Origin of the sequence: Virgibacillus kekensis (assembly GCF_042654125.1) — a bacterium.
GTDB classification, from domain to species: Bacteria; Bacillota; Bacilli; order Bacillales; family Amphibacillaceae; genus Lentibacillus; species Lentibacillus kekensis.
Map to the genome: position 1 here is coordinate 74,054 of NZ_JBHSFU010000009.1, position 25,777 is coordinate 99,830.

A 25,777-nucleotide genomic window follows, 5' to 3' on the forward strand; every position below is an offset into this window, starting at 1 on the left:
TAATCGATTAATGTCATTATTGTTTAAAATATTCAGCCAATTATGTATAATATATTAAGTTATATTTGATCAGAAATGCTTGAGTACTGAATTCAAACTTATTTTGGGAGGTATTAGCTTGTCTTTAAAAGTAGGCGATGTGATAACATTTGAACGGACTTTCACAGAAGAGCATGTTGAATTGTTTACGAAGGTTTCAGGGGATGAAGGATCCCATCATATTACTCCTGATGAACAGGGTAGACTTGTCGTTCAGGGGCTATTGACTGCTACATTACCGACAAAAGTTGGCGGAGACTACAGTGTACTAGCGCGTAATATGGATTTTGAATTTTTGAGGCCAGTGTTCACTGGAGATACAATAATCTGTGAGGTTACGGTAGAGAAATATGAAAAGCAAGAAGGCAGAAACAGAAAATCTATTTTGGCATCTTTCCTATGTACGAATCAGAATGAAAAACAGGTTTTGCGAGGAAGCTTCTCGGGAGTAATATTGTAAACGTGTATTTATGGCTTTTTAAAGAAAAAGTAATTAGGGAGTTTCCCCATCTTACCCGGGAAACTCCCCTATTTTATCTTTAATAATTTTGTGAATGAGAGACCTTACTGGCTGTTCGCTGCTGGTTGGACTGGAGTGGAGTATTCTTATAGGGTTTATTCCTAATTTAATGTGAGATAAATTTTGTAAATAGTTGAAGCCAACCATGCTTATGATTTATTCTCTTATTGAATTGTGAACCATCCAACCATAATCCTCGCTCATTTGCTTTCTTTTGTACCTCTGCCTGTCGGGCTTTCATTACATAACCGACCGCATATTCGTTAAAATTCATTTATAACGCCTCCTTGGATTGTGTTTCCTTATGCTTACATCATATCCAGAAAACCGGATTAAATCGTCGGCACCCGGATTGAAATTACACGCCCAAAAAACCGTGCCATCAGCGTAGCGCTGCCTCCGACCAGAGGAGGAGGATGCTACTCCCTGTATGCTACAATAGGGATAACAGATTGAGAGGTGCCTTAAATGAATAAGATAGACTTGGGAAACAGTGGATTAGTCGTATCGGAAATCGGACTGGGATGTATGCGGATGAAAGATCTTTCTGTTGATATGGCCCGCCAGGTAATTGAACGTTCGATCGAGTCGGGAATTGACTTTTTTGACCATGCTGACATTTATGGACAGGGAAAAGCAGAGGAGATTTTTGCGGAAGCTTTTAAAGGGACCCAATATAACCGGGATGATATTGTCCTTCAGACAAAATGTGGTATACGCAAAGGATTCTTCGACTTTTCCAAAGAACATATTCTAAACGCTGTCGACGGAAGCCTGAGCAGGCTTAATACCGGCTATATAGACATTCTGCTGCTTCACCGCCCGGATACACTGATGGAACCGGAAGAAGTTGCCGAAGCTTTCACGAAACTTAGCGAGAGTGGTAAAGTAAGGTATTTCGGGGTAAGCAACCAGAACCCAATGCAGATTGATCTTTTGAAAAAATATCTGAAACAGGATTTGATTGTTAACCAGCTGCAGTTCGGCCTGATGCACACTGGAATGATTGACGCCGGGCTTAACGTCAACATGACAAATGAACCTGCCCTGCTGCGGGATGGCAGTGTACTGGAATACAGCCGTTTGAATAACATGACAATCCAGGCATGGTCTCCTTTTCAGTATGGAATGATGGAAGGTGTATTTATAGGGAACGAGCGATTCCCTGAACTTAATGCCAAACTGGATGAATTTGCTGAAGCGAAGGGAATCACGAATTCGGCAGTTGCTGCAACGTGGATTTTGCATCACCCCGCCAAAATACAACCTATTGTTGGTTCTATGAATCCTGAACGGCTTAGAGGAATCGCGGAAGCTACCAATGTAAAAATGACGAGAGAAGAATGGTACGAGCTATACCGAGCAGCAGGGAATAATCTACCATAAATCAGAAAGGGTTATCGCCATAGTGGTGCCAAGCCATTCTTACTGTAGCGCCTTCTTCTAGACACTGTCGGAACCTCATTCCGCAATATGCCCATTTCACCCCCAAATTTGATCGACATGGCACACTTAGCGGAACCAGAATCCACTTCCCCGCGTTCCGGGCGACTTTACACCCTATTAACGGAATGAGGTTCCACTTCGCTGGATTGCTGGCGTCACATTTCGCTATCGCTGAAAATTCTCATCAATTAGTTGCAAACGGAAAATTTAATGCATCTCCTATTAAAAAAATGACTACCGATTGGTATCCAAAAGGTAGTCATTTTAATTCAGATTATATTGCTATTACTCTATTTCGCCCAACTTACCTTCAATCTGAGTCATAATCTCTCCAGCCTTTTCCCAGTTGCCTGCAGAAAGTGCCTGCTGATATGCGTCAAACAGTTCAGCGACCTGGCGAAGTTGTTCTTCAGCTCCGGTAATCTGCTGTTCGGAATCATCCGGCTGTTCAGCGTCGCCATTTTCCTGCTGCTGATTGCCTTCACGATCCGGGTCGATGATGTTGAGCATTTCATCAAGTGCCTTATCAAAATTCTGTTCCATCACGATATAGTCACCATAAGCGAGGATTACTCGTTTCACCTCAGGAAGTGAAGTTTCATTGGCTGATTCAATATAAATCGGCTCGACATACAGGACGGTATCCTCAATTGGTACGGCCAACAGGTTGCCACGAATTACTTCAGATCCGCCTTGTGACCACAGGTTCAGCTGCTGGGAAATCGTACTGTCCTGATTGATTCTGTTTTCAATCTGTTGTGGTCCATAGATATTTTTTTGCTTCGGAAAACGGTAAACAAACATTTCACCGTAATGTTCCCCATCGTTTCTTACCCCCATCCAGGAGATCATATTTTGCCTGTTTTTAGGTGTATATGGGACCATCAAGATAAATTCCGCCTGGTCCGAATCCGGCAGTTTCATTGTCATGTAATATGGTTCCATTGTAATATCTTCGTTGTAATATTTCTCGGTCGGGAACTGCCAGTAGTCCTCACGATTATAGAAGATTTCCAGATTGGACATGTGATAGGTACCATACATGGATGCCTGTATGGTAAATAACGTTTCCGGATATCGGAAATGTGCCTGAATATCTTCTGGTATTTCTTCACTGAATAAATCCGGGAAGATATCTTGAAACGTTGCCAATAAAGGATCTTCATTGTCCACCCCATAGAAATTCACTTCGCCTGTATAGGCATCAACTGTAACTTTCACTGAATTCCGGATGTAATTGTCTTCCTTATCATGCGGTTCAGAATAAGGATAACGTTCAGCAGTTAAATAAGCATCCAAAATCCATACCATGCTGCCATCATCCCGGACGACGATATATGGATCCTTATCATACGTAAAGAAAGGGGCAATACGATTAACACGGTCCATAATATTTCGCGTTTCCAGGAGCTGACTTTCACCTGTTACCTGATCAGATACCAGCATACGGAAAGAACCCTCACTGAGTGCAAAAAGCAGTCGATTAATCCCTGAAAGCTGGATGCCACTATCTGCTGTATAACGTGTGTCCACATTGGAATCGCCGGCAGGATAGTCAAACTCATCAACCGAGCTGTTTACGATGACATTCTGATACTGCTCTTCACCAAAGTAGACCTGTGGACGTTCGACCTCGATAGATCCTTTTGGTGGAAGATTTTTCACCATATACTCTGGTTGACCCTGAGCTGTGACCTGGTTTACATGGCTCATTGCAATCCCGTATCCATGCGTATAACGGAGATTCTGGTTTACCCATGTTTTAGCCTGGCCTGGCAGGTCATCAGTGTTAAGTTCACGCGCACCAAGGAAAACCTGCTCATACTCCCCGTCCACCATATAACGGTCAATATCCACATCGTTAAATTCATAGTAAGTTCGGAAAGTTTGCAGCTGGTTATAGACATCAAGTAACGGTCGTGAATCGTTCATCCGTAAATTGTCAATTGTTTCTTGATTGCGTTTTACCATTTCCTCACTTAGCGAATAGTTACCAGGATGTTCTTTTACGTTAATGCTATCCAAACCGTATGCCGTTCGTGTGAATTCCAGATTATGTTCTAGATACGGCTTTTCCTTGGAAAATTCGTTTGGTGACACAACAAAATTCTGGACTGCTACAGATGCAAGCTGGCCAACCACAAGCAGACCGATATATATGGAAACCGGGATAATCATCGCCCGAAGTCTCCCTTTCAACAGCGCAACAATAATCCATACAGCCATGACAATTGCCGCTGCTGCCAGGACATACGCCTTTGGTATATTGACCACATCATCCGTATAACTAAGTCCATAAACAACACTTTCCTGGAACAGATTCACCTTGTTTGTCGATAGTGTAGCGTAACGTGTCATGAAATGATACGCAGCAAGTAAAACTCCAATAAACCCAAGTGTTATCCCCATATGGAGCTGGGCAGACTTACTCATCCGGTACATATGGAAAACAGAATACATACCGACTTCAATCAGAAGAAGAAATACAGCTAAACCTATCAGCAAGAAAATAATAAAATTAATGAATGGCAAGATAAATAGATAAAAAGAAATATCCATATTAAAATATGGGTCCGTCTGACCGAATGAAGCATGATGAATAAACTTCAGCATCCGTTCCCAACCAAGGCCTTCAACAATCACACTTCCAATCAGACCCGCAACGAACGAAACACCGGTAATAATTAATGATAGCAATTTCTTGGTCAGCATAAACTTAGGCAGCTGGCCCGGATCAAAATGTTTAACATATGAGCGCCGGATCCAAACTAACGTAAACAGCGTACCTAGTCCAAACAATATAAACCCGGCTGTTCCAAGAATTATTTTGCTTTCCAGTATGGTCGTGAAGACTTCTTTATAACCAATTGAATTCATCCATATATAATCTGTAATAAGCTGGACCGCCAGCGAGCCGATTATAAAAATCGGAATCAACGCTATTAATATGTACCCCACCCAATTAAGACGTTTTTTCCATTGTGCCATTTGTGCTTTGGTCATGGTTTTATTTTCTGTCACACTGTTGCCCCCTGTTTTTTTAGAAAACTATTCTCGCTACTTAATACGCCTATGCGGGTGTAAAGGTTTCATCAGTTTTCACAAAGTAATGGGACGATTCACGGATAAATTGTATTAATTGCTAATACATCCTAAAACCCACTAATAAACTTTGAGATTCGCTAATAAAAAGCCGAATCCATAATACTCTCCGAAAAACCCAGAAATTCTTTCCTCCCACACCTATCCTAACCCTAACCATAAAATAAGCTGCAGCACCCGTTGATACTGCAGCTTATTTGGTTATATTATTTTGCCGACTCTAAAGCCTCACTGATTGAGTTCGAAGTAATTTTGGAATGTGAGGTATTCCATAGTACTTGCTTATCTTTTATCAGGAAAACCTGCGGTGACTCATGCTTTACACTGGTCTGATCAGCAATCTGATTGGAGACGTCTCTATTTTCAATCACCTTCACCATATATCCTTCTAGACCCTCATCGGAATTACTGAGAAATTCCTGATATTCTTTAAAAGCACCTGCACTGATTGGACACGTTGTACTGTGCTTGAACAGCAAAACAGGTTTATCATCTGACTGGTCCCATATCTGACTTAGTTCCTCAGTGGACTGCAGTTCCTTTAATTCACTCATGGTTATCCCTCCACTAACATAATAGCGCTCATACTTATATTGTAAATCATCTAGGGGATTCTAACCACCAAAAGAATTGCCTACACTTCCTTTGTCAGGCATTTTGTCCCCAACCTTTCTTCCTATTTAAATCTATTTTTCTATCCTTTACCATTAGAAGTGACAAAATTTTGAAAGGGGTTACAGTATGGGAGCACATAAATCGGCAAAACTATCATTTATTCTGCTGGCAGTTCTGTTTCTCGCATTCCCGTTCGGTGCAATACAATCCAGCGCCGAAACTACGGAAGACGCGGTAGTGGACCTGCGACTTATGGAAACAACTGATATTCATGTCAACCTAGTAAACTATGACTATTATCAGGACCAGCCTACCAATGAATTCGGACTAGCCTTAACGTCAACACTAATCAACCAGGCTCGTACTGAAGCAGAAAACACAATGCTATTTGATAATGGAGACTTGATTCAAGGTAATCCATTAGGTGACTTCACTGCAAAAAATGGTCTGGAAGAAGGCGAAGTTCATCCAGTCTATAAAGCTATGAACCTGATGGGATATGATGCCGCAAACATAGGTAACCACGAATTTAATTATGGGATTGACTACTTAAAGGAATCCATCGACGATGCAAATTTCCCATATGTTAATGCCAACGTTTATTATGACGATGGCGACAGCGATCCAACTAACGATCAAAATTTCTTTGATCCATACAAAATAATTCCAAAAGAAGTAACCGACCAGAACGGCAACACACATACAGTTGATGTCGGGGTGATCGGGTTCGTCCCTCCACAAATCATGCAGTGGGACCAGACGAATTTAGAAGGAAAAGTAATCACAAAAGGCATCCATGAATCTGCCGAAAAATATGTTCCGCAAATGATTGAGGATGGAGCAGACATAGTTGTAGCTATCCCGCATTCCGGACTAGGATCGACTGAACTTCGTGAACGCGAGGAAAATGCAACATACGATCTGACAAAAGTCGAGGGAATCGATGCTATCATGTTCGGTCATGCCCATGAAGCTTTTCCTAGTGAATCTTTTGCAGGAATTCCGGGAGTGAATCTGGAAAACGGGACCATAAACAGCGTTCCGTCAGTGGAAGCAGGATTCTGGGGAAGCCACCTAGGCATCATCGACCTGCAGCTTCAGAAAAATGGCGAAGACTGGGATGTCATTGATTCAAGTTCTCAAGTTCGTTCCATTTATAACGAAGAGACAGGTGAAGCGACTGTAGAACCAGACCAGAAAATTCTCGATGCGGTTGCTGATGAACATCAAGCAACACTTGAATATATCCGGTCCGAAGTAGGTAAGACAACCTCACCAATTTACAGTTATTTTGCATTAGTAAAAGATGATCCATCGGTGCAAATTGTGTCAAATGCGCAGAAGTGGTATACCGAAAAAGCTGTCGAAGGAACACAGTATGAAGGATTGCCGATTCTATCTGCGGCCGCACCATTTAAAGCTGGAGGCCGGGGCGGTCCTGGTTATTACACATATATCCCGGAAGGCCCAATCGCAATTAAAAATGTATCTGACCTGTACGTCTATCCGAACACCATGAAAGTTGTCAAATTGACTGGCGAACAAGTTCATGAATGGCTTGAGATGTCTGCTGGTCAGTTTAACCAAATTGACCCGTCAAGCAGTGATCAGCAAAAGCTTGTGGATCTCGACTTCTCAACGTATAACTTTGATATCATCGACGGGGTAACCTATGAAATCGATGTTACCGAGCCTGCACGTTATGATAATGACGGAAATCTCATCAATCCAGATGCACAACGGGTAACCAATCTTAAGTATAACGGTGAACCGGTTAAAGACGATCAGGTATTCCTTGTAGCGACAAACAATTACCGTGCTGGTGGCGGCGGAAACTTCCCTAACCTTGACGGAAGCCAGATTGTGCTATCACCACAGATGCAAAATCGTCAGGTGATCATCCAGTACATTCAGGAAAAAGGCACAATTGACCCGTCAGCTGATGGAAACTGGTCATTTGCGCCAATTGATGGCAACCCGCTCCTTACGTTCCAGTCCTCACCGGATGCACAACAGTTCATCCAACCGGACGGAAATATCTCCCATATTGGAGAAGGAACAAACGGGTTCGCCAAATACGAAATTGACTTGTCTGCTCCTGTTTCATTGCCTTCCCTCAAGGAGGATGTCGTTGAACTGACTGAAGTGGGTGAAATTGAGCATCCACTGGCAGTTAAACTTACAAATAAACTGAAACAGGCTGAGCATCATGCAGACAAAGGCAATAAAACTCAGGCGGTTAAAAAAATAAACGGATTCCTGAAACATCTGAACAAAAAAGCGATGAATAAGTTTATTACGGACGATGCCAAAGAAGAATTAAATAATGACGCTGAGGAACTTACGGAGAACCTTGACTAACCAAAAAACCCCTGACTGGAGTTTCCGCTCCAATCAGGGGTTTTTTTACCCTTCGATTACTTTTACATGTACCGTTCGTTTTCTTGGACCATCGAACTCACAGAAATAAACACTTTGCCAAGTGCCCAGTATTGGTTTTCCATCTGATATGATTAGGGTTTCGCTCGCCCCCACCACAGAGGATTTCATATGACCATCTGAGTTTCCTTCAGCGTGCACGTATTCCGGTTTATTCGGAAATGTTTCATCGAGTCCTAACTTCAAATCTCTTTTAACATCCGGATCTGCATTTTCATTAATAGTTATGGCGCCGGTTGTGTGCGGACAGTAAACAACCATAATCCCATCGTTAACCCCGCTTTTTGATAATGCTTCTGTTAAATAGTCGTCCAGATTTGTGAAAGATTGCTTTTCATTAGTAGATATCGTAAAAGAGTGTAGTGATTTGCTCATGTAATCATCTCCTTTTCCTATTTATCCTTGTACCTTCTTTTCCCTTTAAAAAAAACCGAAAACCAACTTACCAGTCACGTGGTGGTATCTGCAGAAGTCTCATCCGATATGCATTCCGCGCTGTTTTACCAAGCTGGTCAAGAAGGTTATGATTGGCATAGGCTCCGACTATAGCTCCAAGCCCGGGAACCAGTTGCAGCATTTTGATCAGGTCGATGTAGTCCCGGTACTCCTGCTGAAAAACCTGCCAATCCATTTCAGTGAGGTTATCTTTCTCGTTTTCCCAATTCTCCAGTATAAAAAAAGTCTCGCGTCGTCTTTCATCACTTGAAAATGCCAATTGAAATACATGCAGGATATAGAGCCGCTCCTCATACTGTTTCGTATCAAATCCATAAATCGAAGCCACCTCAAATAAAAACTTCATTTTAATAGACAGAAGTAATGGGAAATCGGCCAGCCCAAGGAGAATCCCACCCGCACCTGTCCCGGCTCCCTCTACAACGGCAGTTCTCCTGTAAGTGGAAAGCTTTTCCTGAATTAACTCCTCCCGCTCTTTTAGAGTTAAGTGTTTCTTCCTATAAGGTCGTGTGGTGATATCCGACCCAAACAGCGTTGCTTTTACCATGTTCTTAATGCTTTCTGTAACAACACGGTGAAATTTTTCTGGAATCATTTCATTTATCCGGTTTTGAGCCCGTTTTGATACCCGCCCTACGATTCCGGAACGCTTCAGAACTTCTTTTCGCCAGCTTTTCAGTTCTTCGTAAACTTTTAACTCGTATTCCTTCACCGCTTAACCTCCCGGATGTCACTCATTTTTCATAATTCCATTTTAACCTTTCATCTCGCAATACCCAAAAACTAAACGTGACCAGGGATGATTATAGTGATTACTTGTTGGGTATATATCCCGTAGCAGGATGAAAGGAAGATAGCTTTTGTTACTGACATCAACCATTATATTTATCTTATCAGCAGTAGTTTCAGTATTTGCTGCTATCCGACTTGCAACATACGCAGATATAATCAGTAAAAAAACAAAAGCCGGTGGACTCGTCGCCGGTACTGTACTTTTAGCGGTGGCAACATCACTGCCCGAACTTACCGCAACTTCATCCGCAGCACTTATCGGCAGTGCCGATATAGCGATGGGGAGTGGAATCGGGAGTATTACATTCAACATCTTTGTTTTATTTTTATTCGATATATATTTCCGTAAAAAACGACTGTTTTTAAATGTATCAGGAAACCATCTCTATACCGGTTTACTCGGAATCATCCTTTGCTTAATTGTAATGGGATCACTTTATTTTGATATATCAGCAAGCATCCTGACAATCGGACTGCCAAGCATTGCGCTTGGCGGTGCTTATCTTATCGGCCTGGGGCTTATTTCAACCAAACATCAGAATGAATTGAAAAACGAAGAGCCTGAACCCGAGCAGCAGCCTAAAAAAGATATTTCTGTCAAAAGTGCTGTACGGAGATTTATCCTTCACTCGATTACAGTATTCATCGCCGGCAGCGCCTTAGCAATATCAGGCGATTCGATCGTCCAGAACAGCGGTGTAAGTGCAAGTGCAATGGGAAGCCTCCTGATTGCCGCAACCACTTCATTGCCCGATGCAGTTGGTGTTCTGGTTGCATTGCGGATGGCCAATGCCAATCTGGCCATTGGTACAATTCTGGGCAGCAATGCCTTTAATATTAGCATTATAACCGTAGCAGATATTTTTTACTTGAAAGGAAGTATTTGGGCAGACGCGTCCAATGAACATATTTCCACGGCTGGCACAGCACTCCTACTAAGCTTAGTCGTAATAACGATTCTGGAACGAAAACAAGCAAAAAACACACTCACGTACCTGACACCATCGCTAATCGTTATAGCCGGATATCTTATCCAGTTATCACTGCTTCTCACCTAGATATGGAGTTATTCGCCTTCTCCTAATGTATAAAAGACGGCTTCGAAGGCAAATTAGCTAATAAAAGACAGGAGGAGAAGGCAATGCATTCCAGCAAGGACGATATCGAATCTGTACGTGAGTATCTCGATAATGCACGACTTGCAATTGAGCGGGCACAGGCTGATCAGAATGGTCGTACCGATGCCCAAAAACAAATGAAACTTGCAGAAGAAATTCTCAGCGAAGCTAAGCGCAATCCCGCCATTAACAACGAGGGGAATGCGCACGAATTGCAACGGGCCGCTGACCTTCTTCGATTACTGGAAGAAACTAACCAGGCCATAAACCGTCACTAAGTTTAGTAGCAGTTTTATAGTAAAGAAATTATGCACTGCGACAAAAGTTACCGCTACGGAAATAGACAAATCGAAACACATTGCCACAAACGGCGGTGTGTTTCTTTTTATGGAAAAATAAATGTGATATCCAATACGGATGATGAATAGATTGGTACAAGTCCGTGCTTGCAAAGGAGTGAATCAATTTGGGTGTATTCATCAGTTATATTCTGCTTGGGCTATCACTAGCCGCACCAATCGGTCCTATTAATGCGGCCCAGATCGACCAAGGGATCAGGAACGGTTTTATCCATTCGTGGTTAATTGGACTCGGTTCAATTGTAGCTGAGCTATTTTTTATTACGGCGGTATTCTTCGGAGTGGTTCACTTTCTGGAGATACCCCTGGTTAAAACGTTTCTATGGTCGTTCGGCGCATTTGTGTTATTTTACACGGGTGTGGAAAATATTATGAGCTCAAAGGAAATTCAGTTTAATGAGGAACGGAGCAAGGACCCTTTCAGAAAAACATTTTCCACCGGTTTCCTGCTGACTATTAGTAATCCGCTGTCCATCCTGTTCTGGCTTGGCATTTACGGATCAGTTCTCGCCAATACAATTGACCGATATGATAATTTTCACCTGTTTCTTTACGGCGCCGCTATTTTGTTTGGCCTGATGCTGTGGGATGTTACTATGGCAGGAATTTCCAGTGGATTTCGTAAATTCCTTACCGTACGAACCTTAAAAGGAATTTCAATTTTCACCGGACTAGTCATGTTCGGATTTGCATTTTATTTTGGCTCGCAGGCGTTTAAGCTGTTAATGCATTTTCACTAATTTGAACTACTTATAATAAACATCCTTACTTTGGAGATTCTACAACGTAGAGAAACAATGAAATTCCGGAGGGTGTTCAGATGAGCAATAATAAAACAAGCCAAGGAAGTAATTCATCCTCGTCCGGCAATCTAAGCTGGTGGCATCTTTCACTGGTAGGTGTCGGTTGTACAATTGGGACAGGCTATTTCCTGGGCTCCAGTATTGGAATAAGCCTTACCGGACCCTCAATTGTATTTTCATTTCTTCTGGCAGCAATCGCAACGTACATTGTTTTTAATCTGCTGGCCAGGATGACTGCTGACGATCCTCAGGAGGGGTCGTTTTGTTATTATGCTGAGAAGGCCTTTGGCAGGTGGGCGGGATTCAGCAGTGGCTGGAACTATTGGTGTTCCAATGTGCTAATTATGGGAAGTCAGCTGATTGCACTCTCTATTCTCTCGCAATTCTGGTTTCCCAAGGTACCATTATGGATTTTTGCAGCGGGATTTGCCCTCCTTTCCATTGCCGTCGTCTTGTTAGGAACAGAGGGATTCGATAAGGTTGAGGATATCTTTGCAGTAATTAAAACAGCCGCAATTGTTATTTTTATTTTCCTTGGTGCCGCGGCTCTTATCGGGTGGATTCCCGGTGAAAATAACGATATGCCCGGGGTTCCAACCAATGCAGGCAAACTTTTCCCGGAAGGATTTCAGGGGTTCTGGGCCTCGCTCATTTACGGGTTTTATGCGTATGGGGGCGTGGAGGTAATCGGTCTGATGGCAATGCAGCTCAAGAAAAAGGAAGAGGCTCCGAAAGCTGGAAAAGTAATGATGATCGGTCTCATGATAATCTACGTACTATCGCTGGTACTTGCGGTAACTATGGTACCAGTAAAATCATTCAGCCAGGAGGAGAGTCCGTTTGTCACAGCGTTGGCGGATTATAGTCTTCCACTGTTCCCCCACCTGTTCAACGGCGCGATTATTATCGCTGGTTTTTCCACTATGACAGCCGCATTATACGGGGTAACGACGCTTATGGTAACCATTGCAAAAGACGAGAATGCCCCCTCGTTGTTCGCAAAAAAAATTAAGAAGTTCAAGAATCTCCCTCTGCCGTCATTAGGGCTTGGCGCTGGCGGCCTGTTTGTTTCGGTGATCACGGCACTTCTTTTGCCAGGAAAAATCTATGAGTACATTACCACTGCTGCCGGTATTCTTTTATTGTACAACTGGGCTTTTATCATCATTTCATCGCTGAACATTCTTCCAGGCAAAAGCAGGAGGGATTCCATATATGCATGGATTGGCCTGTTGCTTCTGGCCAGTGCTGTTACCGGTACACTTATGGAAAAGAGTATCCGGCCGGGGTTCTTAATCAGCCTTATATTTGTCCTGGTGATTGGTACTGTGACATTCTTTTTAAATAAAAAATGGAAGAAGAGCCCTGACTAGAGTTAAAAAATCCACTAGTTTACCTGAGTTAGTCGATCTATCGGATTCTCATTCCGTTATTTCCCTGCAACTTTCGGGCCGTGTTATATTGGAAAAATAAAGATCAAACCGCTATGCGATTTGATCTCCTAATTCATGCCTAAATTTAACTACTCTCATACTGGTTGACTTCAAATAGATCGATTAGCTCCACATCCGGATGGTTATCCTTGAACCATCGCAGTGAAAATTCATTTTTAAACAGTACCAGATAATTATCTTCACGGTCACGTACAAGGAGGTTACGCTCATCAAATAGTGACTCATCAACCTTATCGGCGGTTAGCCAACGGGGAATCCGCTCCCCGATGGACTCGAGCATAACTTCCACATTATACTCGTTTTTCATCCGGTATTTAAAAACATCATACTGGAGCTCGCCGACAGCCCCCAGAATATAGGACTCGGACCGGAAGTGCTTAAATAACTGAATTGCACCTTCCTGAACAAGCTGGTCAATCCCTTTTTTAAACTGCTTGGACTTCATCACGTTCTTCGCTGTCACTTTTTTGAAAAGCTCAGGCGGGAACTGTGGGAGTTCAGCATATTCGAAGTCCCCTTTTCCTTCAATAAGCGTATCACCGATCCGATACGCATTTGGATCATACACTCCAATAATATCGCCGGCAAACGCCTCTTCCACAGTGTCCCTCGACGAAGCAACGAATTGCTGGGTCTGCGCCAGTTTTATTGTTTTACCGGTCCGGGCCAGTTTCACGGTCATTCCCCGCTCAAATTTCCCTGAACACACACGCAGGAATGCAACTCGATCACGGTGGGCCGGATTCATGTTGGCCTGGATTTTGAAAATGAACCCAGAGAAGTCAGGATTATCAGGACTCACGACACCTTCAGTCGATTTCCTCGGTGTCGGGGCAGGTGCCATCGATACAAAGGTATCAAAAAACGTCTGTACGCCAAATGGCGCCAAGGCGCTTCCGAAGAATACCGGAGTCTGTTTCCCTTTCAACACAGCCTCTCGTGAAAAATCATCACCCGCTTCGTCAAGCAGTTCTAGTTCTTCTTGGGCCGTACTGAAGGAAGCATGTTCCGTCATCTCTCTGTAGTCTGGGCTATCCAATTCCGCATATGGAATAACGGTTTCTTCTTCATTACCATTGTATTTAATAAACTGCTCCCCATACCTGTCGAAAATTCCGAGGAATCGCTTGCCCATCCCTGCTGGCCAATTCATAGGGTATGTCTCGATATCAAGTACCTGTTCAATCTCTTCCATTAACTCAAACGGTTCTTTCCCCTCGCGATCGAGTTTGTTGATAAACGTGAAAATTGGGATACCGCGCATCCGGCAAACCTTAAATAGCTTAATCGTCTGCGCCTCAATACCTTTCGTCGCATCGATAATCATCACTACACTGTCCACTGCTGTCAGGGTCCGGTATGTGTCCTCACTGAAATCTTCGTGTCCTGGTGTGTCCAGGATATTAACCTGATAGTCGTTATACGGGAAATTCATTACGCTTGAGGTTACCGATATCCCACGCTGCTTCTCGATTTCCATCCAGTCGGACGTAGCATACTTACCCGTTTTCTTTCCTTTCACCGTTCCTGCAGATCGGATTAGGTTACCAAACAGGAGCAGCCGCTCTGTCAGCGTTGTTTTCCCGGCATCGGGATGGGAAATGATTGCAAAGGTCCTTCGTCTTGTTACTTCATCATGTATACTCATAAAAAATCCCTTTCCATTCCGTATTTAATTCTGCGCAGCAACTGCTGTGGGATTTTATTTTACATCCGGGTTATTCTCCTTTCGCTTAAGATTACCCAATAATTACTTTTTCTTTCGGAAAATGATATAAGTCTGTTTTTCCTTCTCCTCTGATTAAAAATAGGAATGAAAAGATTCCTACACGGCCGATAAACATAAGAATCATCAGAATACATTTGCTGAATACCGTGAGATCCTGGGTAATCCCCATCGAAAGACCTGTCGTTCCAAAGGCCGATGTAATCTCAAACATAATTGCCAACAGCGGAAAATCTTCAACCATAGAAACAAGGATAACAGCAGATGATACGAGCATAACACCTGTTGTTACAACGATGAACGACCGGTGTATGTCATCTTCTTCAATTTCTCTTCCAAATATTTTAATCCCCCTGTTTCCTTTTGCAAAATTGTAGATTGCAAGGAGCATAATCGCAAAAGTTGTCGTTCGGATGCCTCCTCCAACACTACTCGGAGAGGCTCCGATGAACATTAGCGCACTGAGTACAAGTAATGTAGGAATGCTGAACCCATTCATATCCATTGTGGTAAGCCCGCCACTTCTTGAAGAAACCGATTGAAACAGGCTGTAAAATATTTTCTCATGCCACGTTTTATCCGAAAAAAAGTGATTATATTCCAACGCAAAAATCAGTACCCATCCTATTATAACTAGCACCAAAAAGGTAGTGGAAGTTATTTTAGTAAAGAGTGAGAAATTATATTTATGTGTCACTTTATTATATTTTCCACTAAGAAGTTCTTTGACCTCAATAAGCACGGGGAAGCCAATTGCCCCGAGTATGATTAGTATGATAACTATAAATTGGACAAAATAATCACCGGCGAAGGGGATGAGCGATTGTCCCGTTATATCAAAACCTGCATTGGTAGTTGCGCATACTGAAGCAAAAAACCCTTGGATAAACGCCTCTTGCCATGTATCAAAGTAATTCAGGAAATAAAAACTAAGAATCAATCCACCAATCAGCTCGATCAGTAACAAAATCCGGAAAATGGAGATCATTAGATGAACCAGATCAGCAAACGTACCTCTGTTCTGGTCAGCCCTGATTAACTTTCTCCCTCGCAGACCAACCCTATTGCCAAACAGCATCCAAATGAATGTACCGAACGTCATTACCCCTATCCCGCCCAACTGCAGAATAATAATAATAGCAATATAACCAGCAGGATTGAACGTTTCTGCAATTGTAACCACTGTCAGACCCGTCACCGTTATCGCACTCACTGCCGTAAACATTGATTCCAGAAACGTTAATTCCACCCCGTCACGGTGCAGTAAAGGGATGCTCAACAGCAATGTAGCACCTACAATTGCAGTTATGTAAAATATAGCGATAAGTTGTACAGTAGTTAACTTATGCAGTAAGGAGCGCACGGCCCGACCTCCAATCCATTACATTATTGAATCCCCATCATTACCCCAAAGTAAAGCGAGAGTGCCATTAACAGAGCTGCAATAAAGGACACTGGTGCAGACCTTCGTTTAACAGATGCTACTATGGTAATCCCCATAAACACAATACCCAACAAGAATAATATATAACTTTGCAATCCGAATGCGATGGATATATTGAAGACACCGGTTTTTTCGGCACTCTTTATAGCTTCAACCAGTTCCCCGCCATAAAGCGCCTTGAATAACGGAGAAGCTCCATAAGAATTAACCAGGCTGTAAATCTGGTGCGGAGGCCATGATTGTCCCATAAAGGCGGTTGTTCCAAATACAAAAAATGCATAAACACTTTCGACCTTTACCCACTTCACTGGGCTAAATCCGGGCTCTTCAGACTTTTTCCTGAAAAGAATGCCATTTATAATTGCAAACAGAATTAATGATAGAACCAATAAATGTTTAATAAATAAGGCCTGTCCATAGTTAACGATCAGACTGTTCTGGTATTCCTGTAGAATGGTGGCATCCGGGTCATCATAGGAATTAATATCAATACCCATTGTAAAGTAACCGGATACTAGCGCTACAGTAATACACGCAACAGCCAGAGGTGTAAACCATTTTAAAAATGCCTGCCAGTTCGATTTTTCTGATGCAAAAAAACCTACTGTGAACAGAATTCCTATCCAGACGGTAACACTGAGAAAATGAAGGGTATGATAGATAAAACCGCTCCACTCCGTTATGCTCGCGGCATGACTGGAGTTAGTATAACCGAGGAGGATCAGTATAGTCAGAGCCAACGCAAGTCCGGGGAGCATTCGATTTGACCTGAAACTTTTAACAACCAGAATTCGAATCAAGATTGCCGTTACAATCACAATAAATATCCAGGACTTACCGATTTCAAATGTAAACAATACATTTTTGAAAATAAAACTGAAACTACGGTTAGCTGCCAGGATTTGCGCTGTATTTATGACCGGCAGCAATGCAGCAAGCGGAATAACAATTGCCGCTATGTACAGTAATTTCTTTGGAACGTAAACCGGTGGACGTCTGTCTTCCGGTACCAGCATTAGGATGAACGAACCAATAAGGATCGAAAAACAGATATACAGCAGTAATTCGGTAAATGAAATCAATATTGTCATACAACCATCCTTTTATTTTTTAGACCGGCTGAAGCTCATCCAGGCAATCAGCCCAGCTCCTGCCAATACAAGCAGTATAATAATAACATAGGACCCGGAATTATTACCGGTTTCGGTTTCGTCAGAGGACACTTCTGAATTGTCCTGTTGTGAATTGCTTTCGGTCTCTGTCTGAGTCTTCTCGGAATCTTCTTTATGCTGATTTATATCCTGACCAGCGGAAACAGTAAAGGAATACTGATTGCTAATTATATGTCCATCCGCACCGAGAACCTCCCAGTTAACCTGATAGACGCCGTCGCTCAGATCTTCACTAAATTTAGCTATAAGCGTTTTATCCTTTATTTCAACAGTAGCAGGCTCCACTTTCTCCCCTTCCTCTGTTGTGAGATAGAGTGAACTCCCATTTTCAATCTTAGTATTAAACCACAACTCCACAGTATTTACTGGCTCGTCCAGCTCAGCACCTGCAGAAGGCGTGGCCTCTTGCAGAACGGAGTGAGCACTTACAGGGGCAATTCCAATAAAACCGGATAATACGAGCAATAAAGCTCCAATTAGCTTTTTTTTCACCATTATCATTCGATACTCCTTTTTCTCAACAGTTAATTTTACGAACGAAATCTTCATGAAAAAATCATGCCTCCACGTTGTGTTAGGGCATGATTTCTGACTTTCCGATATTCTCATTATATCAACGTTGATGATTAGCGTCACACATTAAAGAATTATTGTGTGGATGCGTTGCAGTCTCCAGTTGAATGGTGACATGTCCAACACCCTTTTCTTCCAGTTTTTGCTCAATTGTTTGCAAAAGAAGCTGGCATTTGTTGACGGGTAAATCTCCATCTACAACCGCATGGCACGATAGCGCATTTATTCCACTGGTGATGGACCATACATGAAGGTCATGAATACCCTGTACCCCATCAACACGCTCCATTGTTCGTACGATATCATCGAGATCAACGTTTTTAGGAGTACCTTCCATCAGGACATGGATAGCGTCTATTGTAACCCGCCATCCGCTTATCATTACCAGTAGTGCGACAATCACACTTGCGAGCGGATCAGCCCATCCCCAGTTGAAGAACATAATAAGTAAGGATGCAACGATGGCTCCTACCGATCCAAGCAAATCGCCCAGTACATGAAGAAAAGCAGCTCGGACATTCAGATTTTCCGATGTATCGCCGCGGTTTAGAATCCAGGCGACAACAAGATTTACAATTAAGCCGATTATGGCTATCGTCAGCATACCAGTGGAAGCAACTTGTGGAGGGTCCATGAATCTGTGATACGCCTCATAAAAAATATAGATTGCAATCAGCGTTAGTGTTACCCCGTTAAAAAGTGCAGCAAGTATCTCAAAACGCCTGTATCCGTATGTTTTACTGAAATCAGCAACTTTTTCACCAAATTTAAACGCCAGAACCCCTACCCCAAGCGAGACAGAATCACTAAGCATGTGGCCAGCATCAGAGAGCAAGGCGAGACTATTTGTAACAAATCCGCCGATAGCCTCGACTATCATAAAACCGGTTGTAATAATAAAGCTGATTAACAGAGCCTTTTTGTTGGCTCCATGCGAATGGTCATGTCCGTGTGCCACAATATACCTCCTGACTGGCATGTTCATCTTTAGTTTGCATTCAGGCTGATATAACATGCATTACCTTTGACTAAGCAATCCAAAACCTAAAAGAAATACCCCCTGAAGCCAGGGGGATTAACCGCTATTCACTGTATTTTGTACGTATGAGCCGCAATGAATTAAGCACAACAAGCAGTGTAGCACCCATGTCAGCAAAGATTGCAATCCACAGTGTAAGCCAGCCGGGAATAACAAGTAATAAAGCGAGCACCTTTAGTCCGAGCGCAAACACTACATTCTGCCGGATTATTGATAAAGTTTTCCTGCTAAGTTCCATGGTATATGGAAGTTTATCGAGGTCATCAGCCATTAACGCGATGTCGGCTGTTTCAATTGCCGTGTCAGTTCCAGCACCACCCATCGCAATTCCGACGGAGGAAGTTGCGAGTGCTGGTGCATCATTCACGCCGTCACCTACCATCGCCACATTACCATGTTCTTTTTTCAATGCTTTGATTGCATCCAGTTTATCTTGTGGCAGCAATTCAGCCTTTGTTTCACTTACTCCCAGTTGACGGCCGATTGTTTTACCTGTTGCCTGATTGTCACCCGTCAGCATCACTGTCTTTTTTATTCCTATCTTATGCAGTTTTCGAATAATGGCAGCACTACCTTTTCTTACGGTATCTGCTGCGGCAACCAGTCCATGAAGCTCCTGGTCCGTTCCAAGAAGCATCACTGTCTTTCCCTCACTCTGCATACCGGCAATTCGATCTAAAACCGTTTCTGGGATGTCGATAACACCCTCAAAAAGCGCCGGACTGCCGATATAGTATTTTGCCCCATTAACAGTTGCCTCTGCGCCCATTCCAGTAATCGACTTAAACCCTTCAGCCTTAATAGGCGTTAATTTGTTGGTAGCGGCTTTTCGGCTGATCGCAGCTGCGAGCGGATGCTGTGAAAATGATTCAATAGCTGCTGCGATTCCGATAACTTCTTCCTCGGTCATTCCAGATAGCTGAACAACATCCGTTACCTCAGGTCTCCCCTCGGTTAGTGTACCAGTCTTATCAAATGCAACCACTTTTAATCTTCCTGTCTCTTCTAGGTGAATTCCGCCTTTAATTAGTACTCCTTTACGGGCAGCATTACCAATTGCCGTTACAATCGCGACTGGGGTCGAAATAACCAGGGCACATGGACAGCCGACAACTAGGACGGCAAGCCCGCTGTATACCCACTCCGACCAGGCACCACCGAAAAATAACGGAGGAATAATCGCGGTTAATACCGCCACAAGCATAATTGCCGGGGTATAGTATTTTGCGAATCTGTCGACGAACTGCTGGGAAGGCGCCTTCTCGGCCTGTGCTTCTTCCACGAGATGGATTATCTTTGCGATCGTCGTATCCTCTGCACGCTTGGTCACACTGACTTCCAAAAAGCCTTCCTCATTCAATGTGCCAGCAAATACCTCATCCCCTGGTACTTTGTGAACTGGGATGGATTCCCCGGTGATCGCGGCCTGATTGACTGATGTCTGGCCACCTGTTACTTCCCCGTCCATTGCAATCTTTTGTCCAGGTTTAATCAGCATAACATCGCCGATCCGAACATCTTCCACATCCATTTCAATCGTCTCATTACCACGACGGATAATTGCTCTGTTCGGGGCAATATCCATCAGTGACCGGATCGAATTACGGGCCTTATCCATCGAATATCCTTCGAGTGCCTCACTCAGCGCGAATAGAAAGACAACGACAGCCCCTTCGCTCCATTCGCCAATAATAACGGCACCGATAATGGCAATCGTCATGAGGGTCTTCATATCGAACCGAAGTTTGGTAAGGTTTTTGAACCCCTCTTTAAATAAATCGTATCCGCCAATAAGTATTGCCAGCCCGAATGTACCGATGGTTAACGGACTTTTTTCGCCTATCTGAAAAGAAAGCATGTATCCGGCAATAATAAGAATCAGTGCAATTCCTGCTGTGATGTTCTCACGCTTTTTCCAGAACGGCACATTATTCTCAGGAGTACGCTGGCGTTCCGGATACACTTTTATTCCGTCAAACGCTCCAGCACGTTCCAGCTGTTCAATCGTCGCTTCACCATGGACCGTGATTTTGGAAGCGCCAAAGTTTAATTGCACATCGTCAACCGTGTCAATCTCACGGATGTTTTTTTCGAATTTAGCTGCACAGTTCGTACAGGACAACCCCTGTAAGCGATAAACATTCTGATTATCTTCCACGGTTAACACCTTCCTCCGCATGTGTAATGGCAATTGAAACCAGCTGACGGACATGGTCGTCTTCCAGCGAGTAAAAAACCAGCTTGCCTTCTCTACGGTACTTTGCCAGCCCCATATTCCGCAGTAATCTCAAGTGATGGGATGCTGTTGCAGTCGTTGACCCGATAATATTGGCTATATCACAAACACATAATTCCGGTTCCAGGGTTAGTGCGTATGCCACTTTCAGCCTTGTGGCATCAGAAAGAGCTTTAAAAATCTGCTCCACACCAGCTACCTGCTCAATTTTCGGCGCAACCCGGTCGACCACTGCCTGATCATAGCAGAATGTTTCGCATACATCCCCGGTATTTTTCACAATTTTTGTCTCGCTCATTTATTTACACCTTCATTCTAACATTTATTTGATTGTTTGTTTATAGTGTATGCACAAACTAATAATATGTCAATTAATGAACGCAAAAAAAAAGCAAGCATATGCTTGCTTTCGACTTAACAATGATTTCGCCAGCTATTTATCCGTGGATGTCGGACGTTTATCCGTGGTTCCAAGCCATTTATCCGCGGTTCCACCCCATTTATCCGCGGGTGCCGGACTTTTATCCGCCGATCCCACTCTATATATCCGCGGGTGCCGGACTTTTATCCGCCGATCGGCTATTCCCGAGGTCACAAGTTTTCTTCAGCTAGCTGCAGTTGTAATTTCACCTGCTCAGCTGCTGTTCCTCCCTCACTGTTCCGTGCATTCATCACATTTTCAGGATCCAGATAATCATACACGTCTTTCTCAAACATGGCGCTGAACGATTTATACTCTTCCATTTCGAGGTCCAGCAGATACTTGCCATTCTCAATTGCATAAAGAACGATTCTGCCGATTACTTCGTGCGCCTCCCGGAAAGGCATGCCTTTTGTTGCCAAATAATCCGCAATATCGGTCGCATTGGAATAATCCTGCGTTACCGCCTTACGCATTTCCTCCCGCTTAACCGTCATGGTCTCAAGCATTGGGGCAAGCAATGAAAGAGAGCCCTCCAGCGTATCGACTGTATCGAACATGCCCTCTTTATCCTCCTGCAGATCCTTGTTATAGGCGAGCGGCAACCCTTTCAATACTGTCAAAAGACCAACAAGGTCGCCAAACACACGCCCGGTTTTCCCTCTTAAAAGTTCAGGGACATCGGGGTTCTTTTTCTGCGGCATAATGCTCGACCCGGTACAGAAGGAATCATCGAGCTCGATAAACTGAAATTCCTGACTGCTCCATGTCACCATCTCTTCTGCTAGTCTTGAAAGATGAACCATTACAATGGAGGATGTCGATAAAAATTCCAGAATGAAGTCCCGGTCGCTGACTGCATCCATACTGTTAGGGTATACGGAATCGAATCCAAGCAGTTCAGCAACCCGTGCCCGGTCAATCGGAAAACTCGTGCCGGCAAGCGCACCCGCTCCGAGCGGAAGGACATTTATCCGCTTCAGACTGTCTTGCAGCCGCTCCTTATCGCGCTGAAACATCCAGAAGTAGGCAAGCAAATGATGGGCGAACGATACCGGCTGGGCTCGCTGGAGATGAGTATACCCCGGCAAAATTGTACTAACATTATCTTTTGCCTGCGTGACAATCGCTGCTTGAACAGATTCCAGCAGCTCGATAATCAGCTGAACCTTATTCCGCAGATACAAATGCATATCCGTTGCTACCTGGTCGTTCCTGCTTCTGCCGGTATGGAGTTTACCGCCGACTGAACCGATTTCATCAATCAGCAGTTTTTCCAGATTCATATGAACGTCCTCATGTTCGACTAAAAACTCCACTTCTCCTTTTTCCAGTTTCCCCCTAATCGATTTCAGGCCATTCTGGATGGTTTCACTTTCTTCCTCTGAAATGATTCCTTTTTCACCGAGCATCTGAACATGCGCCAGACTTCCCTGAATATCCTCGAAAGCCAATTTCTGATCAAATGAGACAGAAGCAGTGAATTCATCGACAAGCTTATTTGTTTCTTTAGTAAACCGGCCGCCCCAAAGTTTTGCCATGGTATCCCTCCTTCTATAAATCTATGATTTAATTGTTACGTTATTTTTTGCCTGATGTACTTCAGAATATACTTTAGTGGAAAGCCCCCATAGATTAATGAATCCAACTGCCGCATTATGGTCGAAGGCATCACCCTGTGTATATGTTGCGAGTTCTTCATTATATAAACTGTAATCGGATTGACGTCCCACTACCGTATGTGACCCTTTATGAAGTTTAATCCGTACTTTACCGGAAACTGCTTTCTGGGATTCATCGATAAAGGCCTGAAGTGCTTTCCTGATTGGCGAATACCAGAGTCCGTCATAAATAATTTTGGACATCTGCTGATCGACCGTTGTTTTAAACTGGGAAACCTCACGGGCAAGTGTTAGAAATTCCAGCTCTTTATGCGCGTTGATCAGGATTAGGGCACCTGGATTCTCGTAGACTTCACGGGATTTAATACCGACAAGACGATTTTCAATATGATCAATACGTCCAACCCCATGTTTTCCTCCAAGATCATTCAACGTCTCAATCAACTCCACAATCGGCATTTCGTTTCCATTTAATGCAACAGGCACGCCTTCTTCAAAAGAAACCTCCAAATACTCCGGTTCATCCGGGGTCAGCTCAATTGGGTTGGTCCATTCGTATGCTGCTTCAGGCGCTTCAGCCCAAGGATCTTCCAGCACACCAGCTTCACATGCACGACCCCAAATATTTGCATCAATCGAAAATGGATTATCCAAATTCACGGGAACGGAAATCCCTTTTTCTTTGGCATAGGCAATTTCTTCATCACGCGTCATCCCCCACTCTCTGACAGGAGCGACAACTTCCAGATTTGGGTTAAGCGCCTTGATGGAAACCTCAAAACGAACCTGATCATTACCTTTACCAGTGCATCCATGGGCCACCGCTACAGCACCTTCCTGTTCAGCGACTTCCACAAGCAGCTTGGCAATTAACGGACGGGAAAGCGCAGACGACAACGGATATTTCCCTTCATATAAAGCATTAGCTTTCAGTGCTGGTAAAATATAATCCTTTGCCAGCAGTTCCTTTGCATCAATAGCGATCGACTTAATTGCACCCACATCAAGCGCCTTTTGTTTAATAGACTCTACGTCTTTTCCTTCTCCGACATCAAGACCAAGGGCAATTACATCGTACCCGTATTTTTCTTGAATCCATTTAACAGAAACGGAGGTATCCAGTCCCCCGGAGTATGCTAGAACAATTTTCTCTTTTGCCATGTATATCCTCTCCCTTGTGTAATCTATTTTCAATCTCCCAAAAGATTTTTCAAAACTGCTTTTTGTGCATGAAGCCGGTTTTCTGCTTCGTCGAAGACTACAGAATGAGCTCCATCAATTATTTCTGCTGTTACTTCTTCACCGCGATGTGCCGGTAGACAGTGAAGAAAAATATAGTCATCCTTAGCGATCGAACAAAGATTTGAATTTACCTGGTATGGTGTTAAATCGTTAATCCGCTTCTCTTGTTCATCTTCCTGCCCCATACTGGCCCACACATCAGTCACTATGACATCTGCTTGGGCAGCGGCTTCTTTATAGGAGTCTGTGATGGTGATGCAACTTCCGGTAGTTGCTCCAATTTGCTTGGCTTTTTCCAGTATAGCTTTATCCGGTTTGTATCCTTCCGGGCTTGCGACAGCAATGTCCATACCGGAGCAGGCAGCACCTTCAATAAGTGAATGACACATATTACTGCTTCCGTCACCGGTAAAACACATTTTCACCCCGGATAAATCGCCCTTGTGCTCAAAAATGGTAAGCAGATCAGCCAGCACCTGTGCCGGGTGATGTTCATCAGTGAGGCCGTTAATTACTGGAACATCTGCATTCGCAGCAAAATTTTCAATCGATTTATGTGCAAATGTACGAATCATCAGACCATCAACGTAGCGTGACAATACTTTAGCCGTATCTTCAACTGGCTCACCTCGGCCAAGTTGAATATCATTGGAGCTTAAAAAAATTGCCTGCCCGCCCAGCTGCAGCATACCGACCTCAAAGGATACCCGTGTCCTCGTTGATGACTTTTCAAAGATCATCCCAAGAATTTTACCGGCTAAATAAGGGTGTGGGACGTTTTTCTTCTGCAGATCCTTCATTTGAATTGCCTGTTGCAAAAGATGTTCAACACCATCCGGGCCCACGTCAGCCAGTGTCAGAAAATCCGCACCACCAACCGGAGTCTCCATTACGTTAACTGTCGGTTTGCCTTCACTCATAAATCCACTCTCCTACTAAAATTGTATTGGGCTTTCGTGTACGTGTGATTAATCTATTCCTTAAAAACTGATACGTTTGTTTATTTATACATAATTATGTATAAAAATTCAACTTAGTTAATTTTTAATTATACAGCTTCTTTTTTTGAAGTCAAGGGAGAGGCACCAAATAAATTTGCTTGTTTATTTGAAAGGCAATCAAATCCCCGGATAATAAAGATGAGCGGTAAACTGCCATG

At 43.4% G+C, this 25,777-nt stretch carries 22 protein-coding genes; 7 read left to right on the forward strand and 15 right to left on the reverse strand.

From position 1 onward, the window contains the following. Positions 1–118 precede the first annotated feature (118 nt). Positions 119–499, forward strand: a complete 381-nt coding sequence (locus tag ACFO3D_RS15330) for a hotdog domain-containing protein (protein ID WP_390297985.1) — start codon at positions 119–121, stop codon at positions 497–499. A 166-nt stretch (positions 500–665) separates the two neighbouring features. Here the strand turns inward: ACFO3D_RS15330 and ACFO3D_RS15335 are convergent, their stop codons facing one another. After that, the gene (locus ACFO3D_RS15335) at positions 666–833 is read right to left on the reverse strand and encodes a hypothetical protein (RefSeq protein WP_390297988.1); all 168 of its coding nucleotides are present in this window, start codon (positions 831–833) and stop codon (positions 666–668) included. 194 nt (positions 834–1,027) lie between these two features. On the opposite strand from ACFO3D_RS15335, the gene ACFO3D_RS15340 reads away from it, so the two are divergent. Next, a complete protein-coding gene (locus ACFO3D_RS15340; protein ID WP_390297991.1) occupies positions 1,028–1,945 on the forward strand; it encodes an aldo/keto reductase in 918 nt (305 codons plus the stop codon). 345 nt (positions 1,946–2,290) lie between these two features. On the opposite strand, the gene ACFO3D_RS15345 is transcribed toward ACFO3D_RS15340, so the two are convergent. Next, complete coding sequence (locus ACFO3D_RS15345) at positions 2,291–5,008, reverse strand: UPF0182 family membrane protein (RefSeq protein ID WP_417891976.1); 2,718 nt, start codon at positions 5,006–5,008, stop codon at positions 2,291–2,293. 305 nt (positions 5,009–5,313) lie between these two features. After that, positions 5,314–5,661 (reverse strand): bacillithiol system redox-active protein YtxJ, encoded by a 348-nt coding sequence (gene ytxJ / locus ACFO3D_RS15350; protein WP_390297997.1) that lies wholly within the window; start codon positions 5,659–5,661, stop codon positions 5,314–5,316. Between the two features lie 187 nt (positions 5,662–5,848). On the opposite strand from ytxJ, the gene ACFO3D_RS15355 reads away from it, so the two are divergent. Next, positions 5,849–8,083: a bifunctional 2',3'-cyclic-nucleotide 2'-phosphodiesterase/3'-nucleotidase gene (locus ACFO3D_RS15355; RefSeq protein WP_390298001.1), complete on the forward strand. Its 2,235-nt coding sequence runs from the start codon at positions 5,849–5,851 to the stop codon at positions 8,081–8,083. A gap of 45 nt (positions 8,084–8,128) precedes the next feature. Here the strand turns inward: ACFO3D_RS15355 and ACFO3D_RS15360 are convergent, their stop codons facing one another. Together ACFO3D_RS15360 and ACFO3D_RS15365 are read right to left on the reverse strand one after the other, a co-directional pair. Further along, a complete protein-coding gene (locus ACFO3D_RS15360; RefSeq protein ID WP_390298004.1) occupies positions 8,129–8,536 on the reverse strand; it encodes a secondary thiamine-phosphate synthase enzyme YjbQ in 408 nt (135 codons plus the stop codon). Between the two features lie 67 nt (positions 8,537–8,603). Further along, a complete protein-coding gene (locus ACFO3D_RS15365; RefSeq protein ID WP_390298007.1) occupies positions 8,604–9,329 on the reverse strand; it encodes an EcsC family protein in 726 nt (241 codons plus the stop codon). Between the two features lie 148 nt (positions 9,330–9,477). Between ACFO3D_RS15365 and ACFO3D_RS15370 the strand changes: the two genes are divergently transcribed. From ACFO3D_RS15370 to ACFO3D_RS15385, 4 genes are all read left to right on the forward strand, one after another. After that, on the forward strand, positions 9,478–10,467 hold the full coding sequence (locus tag ACFO3D_RS15370) for a sodium:calcium antiporter (RefSeq protein ID WP_390298010.1): 990 nt from the start codon (positions 9,478–9,480) through the stop codon (positions 10,465–10,467). An 83-nt stretch (positions 10,468–10,550) separates the two neighbouring features. Continuing rightward, positions 10,551–10,805, forward strand: coding sequence for a hypothetical protein (locus ACFO3D_RS15375; RefSeq protein WP_390298013.1), 255 nt, complete (start codon positions 10,551–10,553; stop codon positions 10,803–10,805). A 188-nt stretch (positions 10,806–10,993) separates the two neighbouring features. After that, on the forward strand, positions 10,994–11,626 hold the full coding sequence (locus tag ACFO3D_RS15380) for a LysE family transporter (RefSeq protein ID WP_390298016.1): 633 nt from the start codon (positions 10,994–10,996) through the stop codon (positions 11,624–11,626). Positions 11,627–11,706: 80 nt separating this feature from the next. Continuing rightward, positions 11,707–13,062, forward strand: coding sequence for an amino acid permease (locus ACFO3D_RS15385; protein WP_390298019.1), 1,356 nt, complete (start codon positions 11,707–11,709; stop codon positions 13,060–13,062). A gap of 145 nt (positions 13,063–13,207) precedes the next feature. On the opposite strand, the gene ACFO3D_RS15390 is transcribed toward ACFO3D_RS15385, so the two are convergent. The 10 genes from ACFO3D_RS15390 to argF form a co-directional block, all read right to left on the reverse strand. Continuing rightward, positions 13,208–14,791, reverse strand: coding sequence for a peptide chain release factor 3 (locus ACFO3D_RS15390; RefSeq protein WP_390298022.1), 1,584 nt, complete (start codon positions 14,789–14,791; stop codon positions 13,208–13,210). A 91-nt stretch (positions 14,792–14,882) separates the two neighbouring features. Further along, positions 14,883–16,232 carry a TrkH family potassium uptake protein gene (locus ACFO3D_RS15395; RefSeq protein WP_390298025.1) on the reverse strand — a complete coding sequence of 450 codons (1,350 nt, stop codon included), beginning with the start codon at positions 16,230–16,232 and terminating at the stop codon, positions 14,883–14,885. 23 nt (positions 16,233–16,255) lie between these two features. Next, on the reverse strand, positions 16,256–17,404 hold the full coding sequence (locus ACFO3D_RS15400) for a copper resistance D family protein (protein ID WP_390298028.1): 1,149 nt from the start codon (positions 17,402–17,404) through the stop codon (positions 16,256–16,258). Between the two features lie 12 nt (positions 17,405–17,416). Further along, positions 17,417–17,980 (reverse strand): copper resistance CopC family protein, encoded by a 564-nt coding sequence (locus tag ACFO3D_RS15405; protein ID WP_390298031.1) that lies wholly within the window; start codon positions 17,978–17,980, stop codon positions 17,417–17,419. Positions 17,981–18,098: 118 nt separating this feature from the next. After that, positions 18,099–19,016, reverse strand: a complete 918-nt coding sequence (locus ACFO3D_RS15410) for a cation diffusion facilitator family transporter (protein ID WP_390298035.1) — start codon at positions 19,014–19,016, stop codon at positions 18,099–18,101. 124 nt (positions 19,017–19,140) lie between these two features. Further along, positions 19,141–21,276 carry a heavy metal translocating P-type ATPase gene (locus ACFO3D_RS15415; RefSeq protein WP_390298150.1) on the reverse strand — a complete coding sequence of 712 codons (2,136 nt, stop codon included), beginning with the start codon at positions 21,274–21,276 and terminating at the stop codon, positions 19,141–19,143. Then, positions 21,245–21,631, reverse strand: coding sequence for an ArsR/SmtB family transcription factor (locus ACFO3D_RS15420; RefSeq protein WP_390298038.1), 387 nt, complete (start codon positions 21,629–21,631; stop codon positions 21,245–21,247). Before ACFO3D_RS15420 ends, ACFO3D_RS15415 begins: the two co-directional genes overlap by 32 nt. Before the next feature lie 293 nt (positions 21,632–21,924). After that, complete coding sequence (gene argH, locus ACFO3D_RS15425; protein ID WP_390298042.1) at positions 21,925–23,295, reverse strand: argininosuccinate lyase; 1,371 nt, start codon at positions 23,293–23,295, stop codon at positions 21,925–21,927. Positions 23,296–23,316: 21 nt separating this feature from the next. Beyond that, entirely contained in the window at positions 23,317–24,537 is a 1,221-nt protein-coding gene (locus tag ACFO3D_RS15430) for an argininosuccinate synthase (protein WP_390298045.1), read from the reverse strand. 29 nt (positions 24,538–24,566) lie between these two features. Further along, on the reverse strand, positions 24,567–25,538 hold the full coding sequence (gene argF, locus ACFO3D_RS15435) for an ornithine carbamoyltransferase (RefSeq protein WP_390298048.1): 972 nt from the start codon (positions 25,536–25,538) through the stop codon (positions 24,567–24,569). Positions 25,539–25,777: the final 239 nt, after the last annotated feature.

What these genes read in the sequence shown, in the direction of transcription:
- ACFO3D_RS15405 (WP_390298031.1), bottom strand. Translation starts at nt 17,980, where the DNA reads ATGGTGAAAAAAAAGCTAATTGGAGCTTTATTGCTCGTATTATCCGGT.
- ytxJ (WP_390297997.1), bottom strand. Translation starts at nt 5,661, where the DNA reads ATGAGTGAATTAAAGGAACTGCAGTCCACTGAGGAACTAAGTCAGATA.
- ACFO3D_RS15390 (WP_390298022.1), bottom strand. Translation starts at nt 14,791, where the DNA reads ATGAGTATACATGATGAAGTAACAAGACGAAGGACCTTTGCAATCATT.
- ACFO3D_RS15385 (WP_390298019.1), top strand. Translation starts at nt 11,707, where the DNA reads ATGAGCAATAATAAAACAAGCCAAGGAAGTAATTCATCCTCGTCCGGC.
- argH (WP_390298042.1), bottom strand. Translation starts at nt 23,295, where the DNA reads ATGGCAAAACTTTGGGGCGGCCGGTTTACTAAAGAAACAAATAAGCTT.
- ACFO3D_RS15335 (WP_390297988.1), bottom strand. Translation starts at nt 833, where the DNA reads ATGAATTTTAACGAATATGCGGTCGGTTATGTAATGAAAGCCCGACAG.
- argF (WP_390298048.1), bottom strand. Translation starts at nt 25,538, where the DNA reads ATGAGTGAAGGCAAACCGACAGTTAACGTAATGGAGACTCCGGTTGGT.
- ACFO3D_RS15400 (WP_390298028.1), bottom strand. Translation starts at nt 17,404, where the DNA reads ATGACAATATTGATTTCATTTACCGAATTACTGCTGTATATCTGTTTT.
- ACFO3D_RS15360 (WP_390298004.1), bottom strand. Translation starts at nt 8,536, where the DNA reads ATGAGCAAATCACTACACTCTTTTACGATATCTACTAATGAAAAGCAA.
- ACFO3D_RS15420 (WP_390298038.1), bottom strand. Translation starts at nt 21,631, where the DNA reads ATGAGCGAGACAAAAATTGTGAAAAATACCGGGGATGTATGCGAAACA.
- ACFO3D_RS15415 (WP_390298150.1), bottom strand. Translation starts at nt 21,276, where the DNA reads ATGCGGAGGAAGGTGTTAACCGTGGAAGATAATCAGAATGTTTATCGC.
- ACFO3D_RS15345 (WP_417891976.1), bottom strand. Translation starts at nt 5,008, where the DNA reads ATGACCAAAGCACAAATGGCACAATGGAAAAAACGTCTTAATTGGGTG.
- ACFO3D_RS15375 (WP_390298013.1), top strand. Translation starts at nt 10,551, where the DNA reads ATGCATTCCAGCAAGGACGATATCGAATCTGTACGTGAGTATCTCGAT.
- ACFO3D_RS15340 (WP_390297991.1), top strand. Translation starts at nt 1,028, where the DNA reads ATGAATAAGATAGACTTGGGAAACAGTGGATTAGTCGTATCGGAAATC.
- ACFO3D_RS15355 (WP_390298001.1), top strand. Translation starts at nt 5,849, where the DNA reads ATGGGAGCACATAAATCGGCAAAACTATCATTTATTCTGCTGGCAGTT.
- ACFO3D_RS15430 (WP_390298045.1), bottom strand. Translation starts at nt 24,537, where the DNA reads ATGGCAAAAGAGAAAATTGTTCTAGCATACTCCGGGGGACTGGATACC.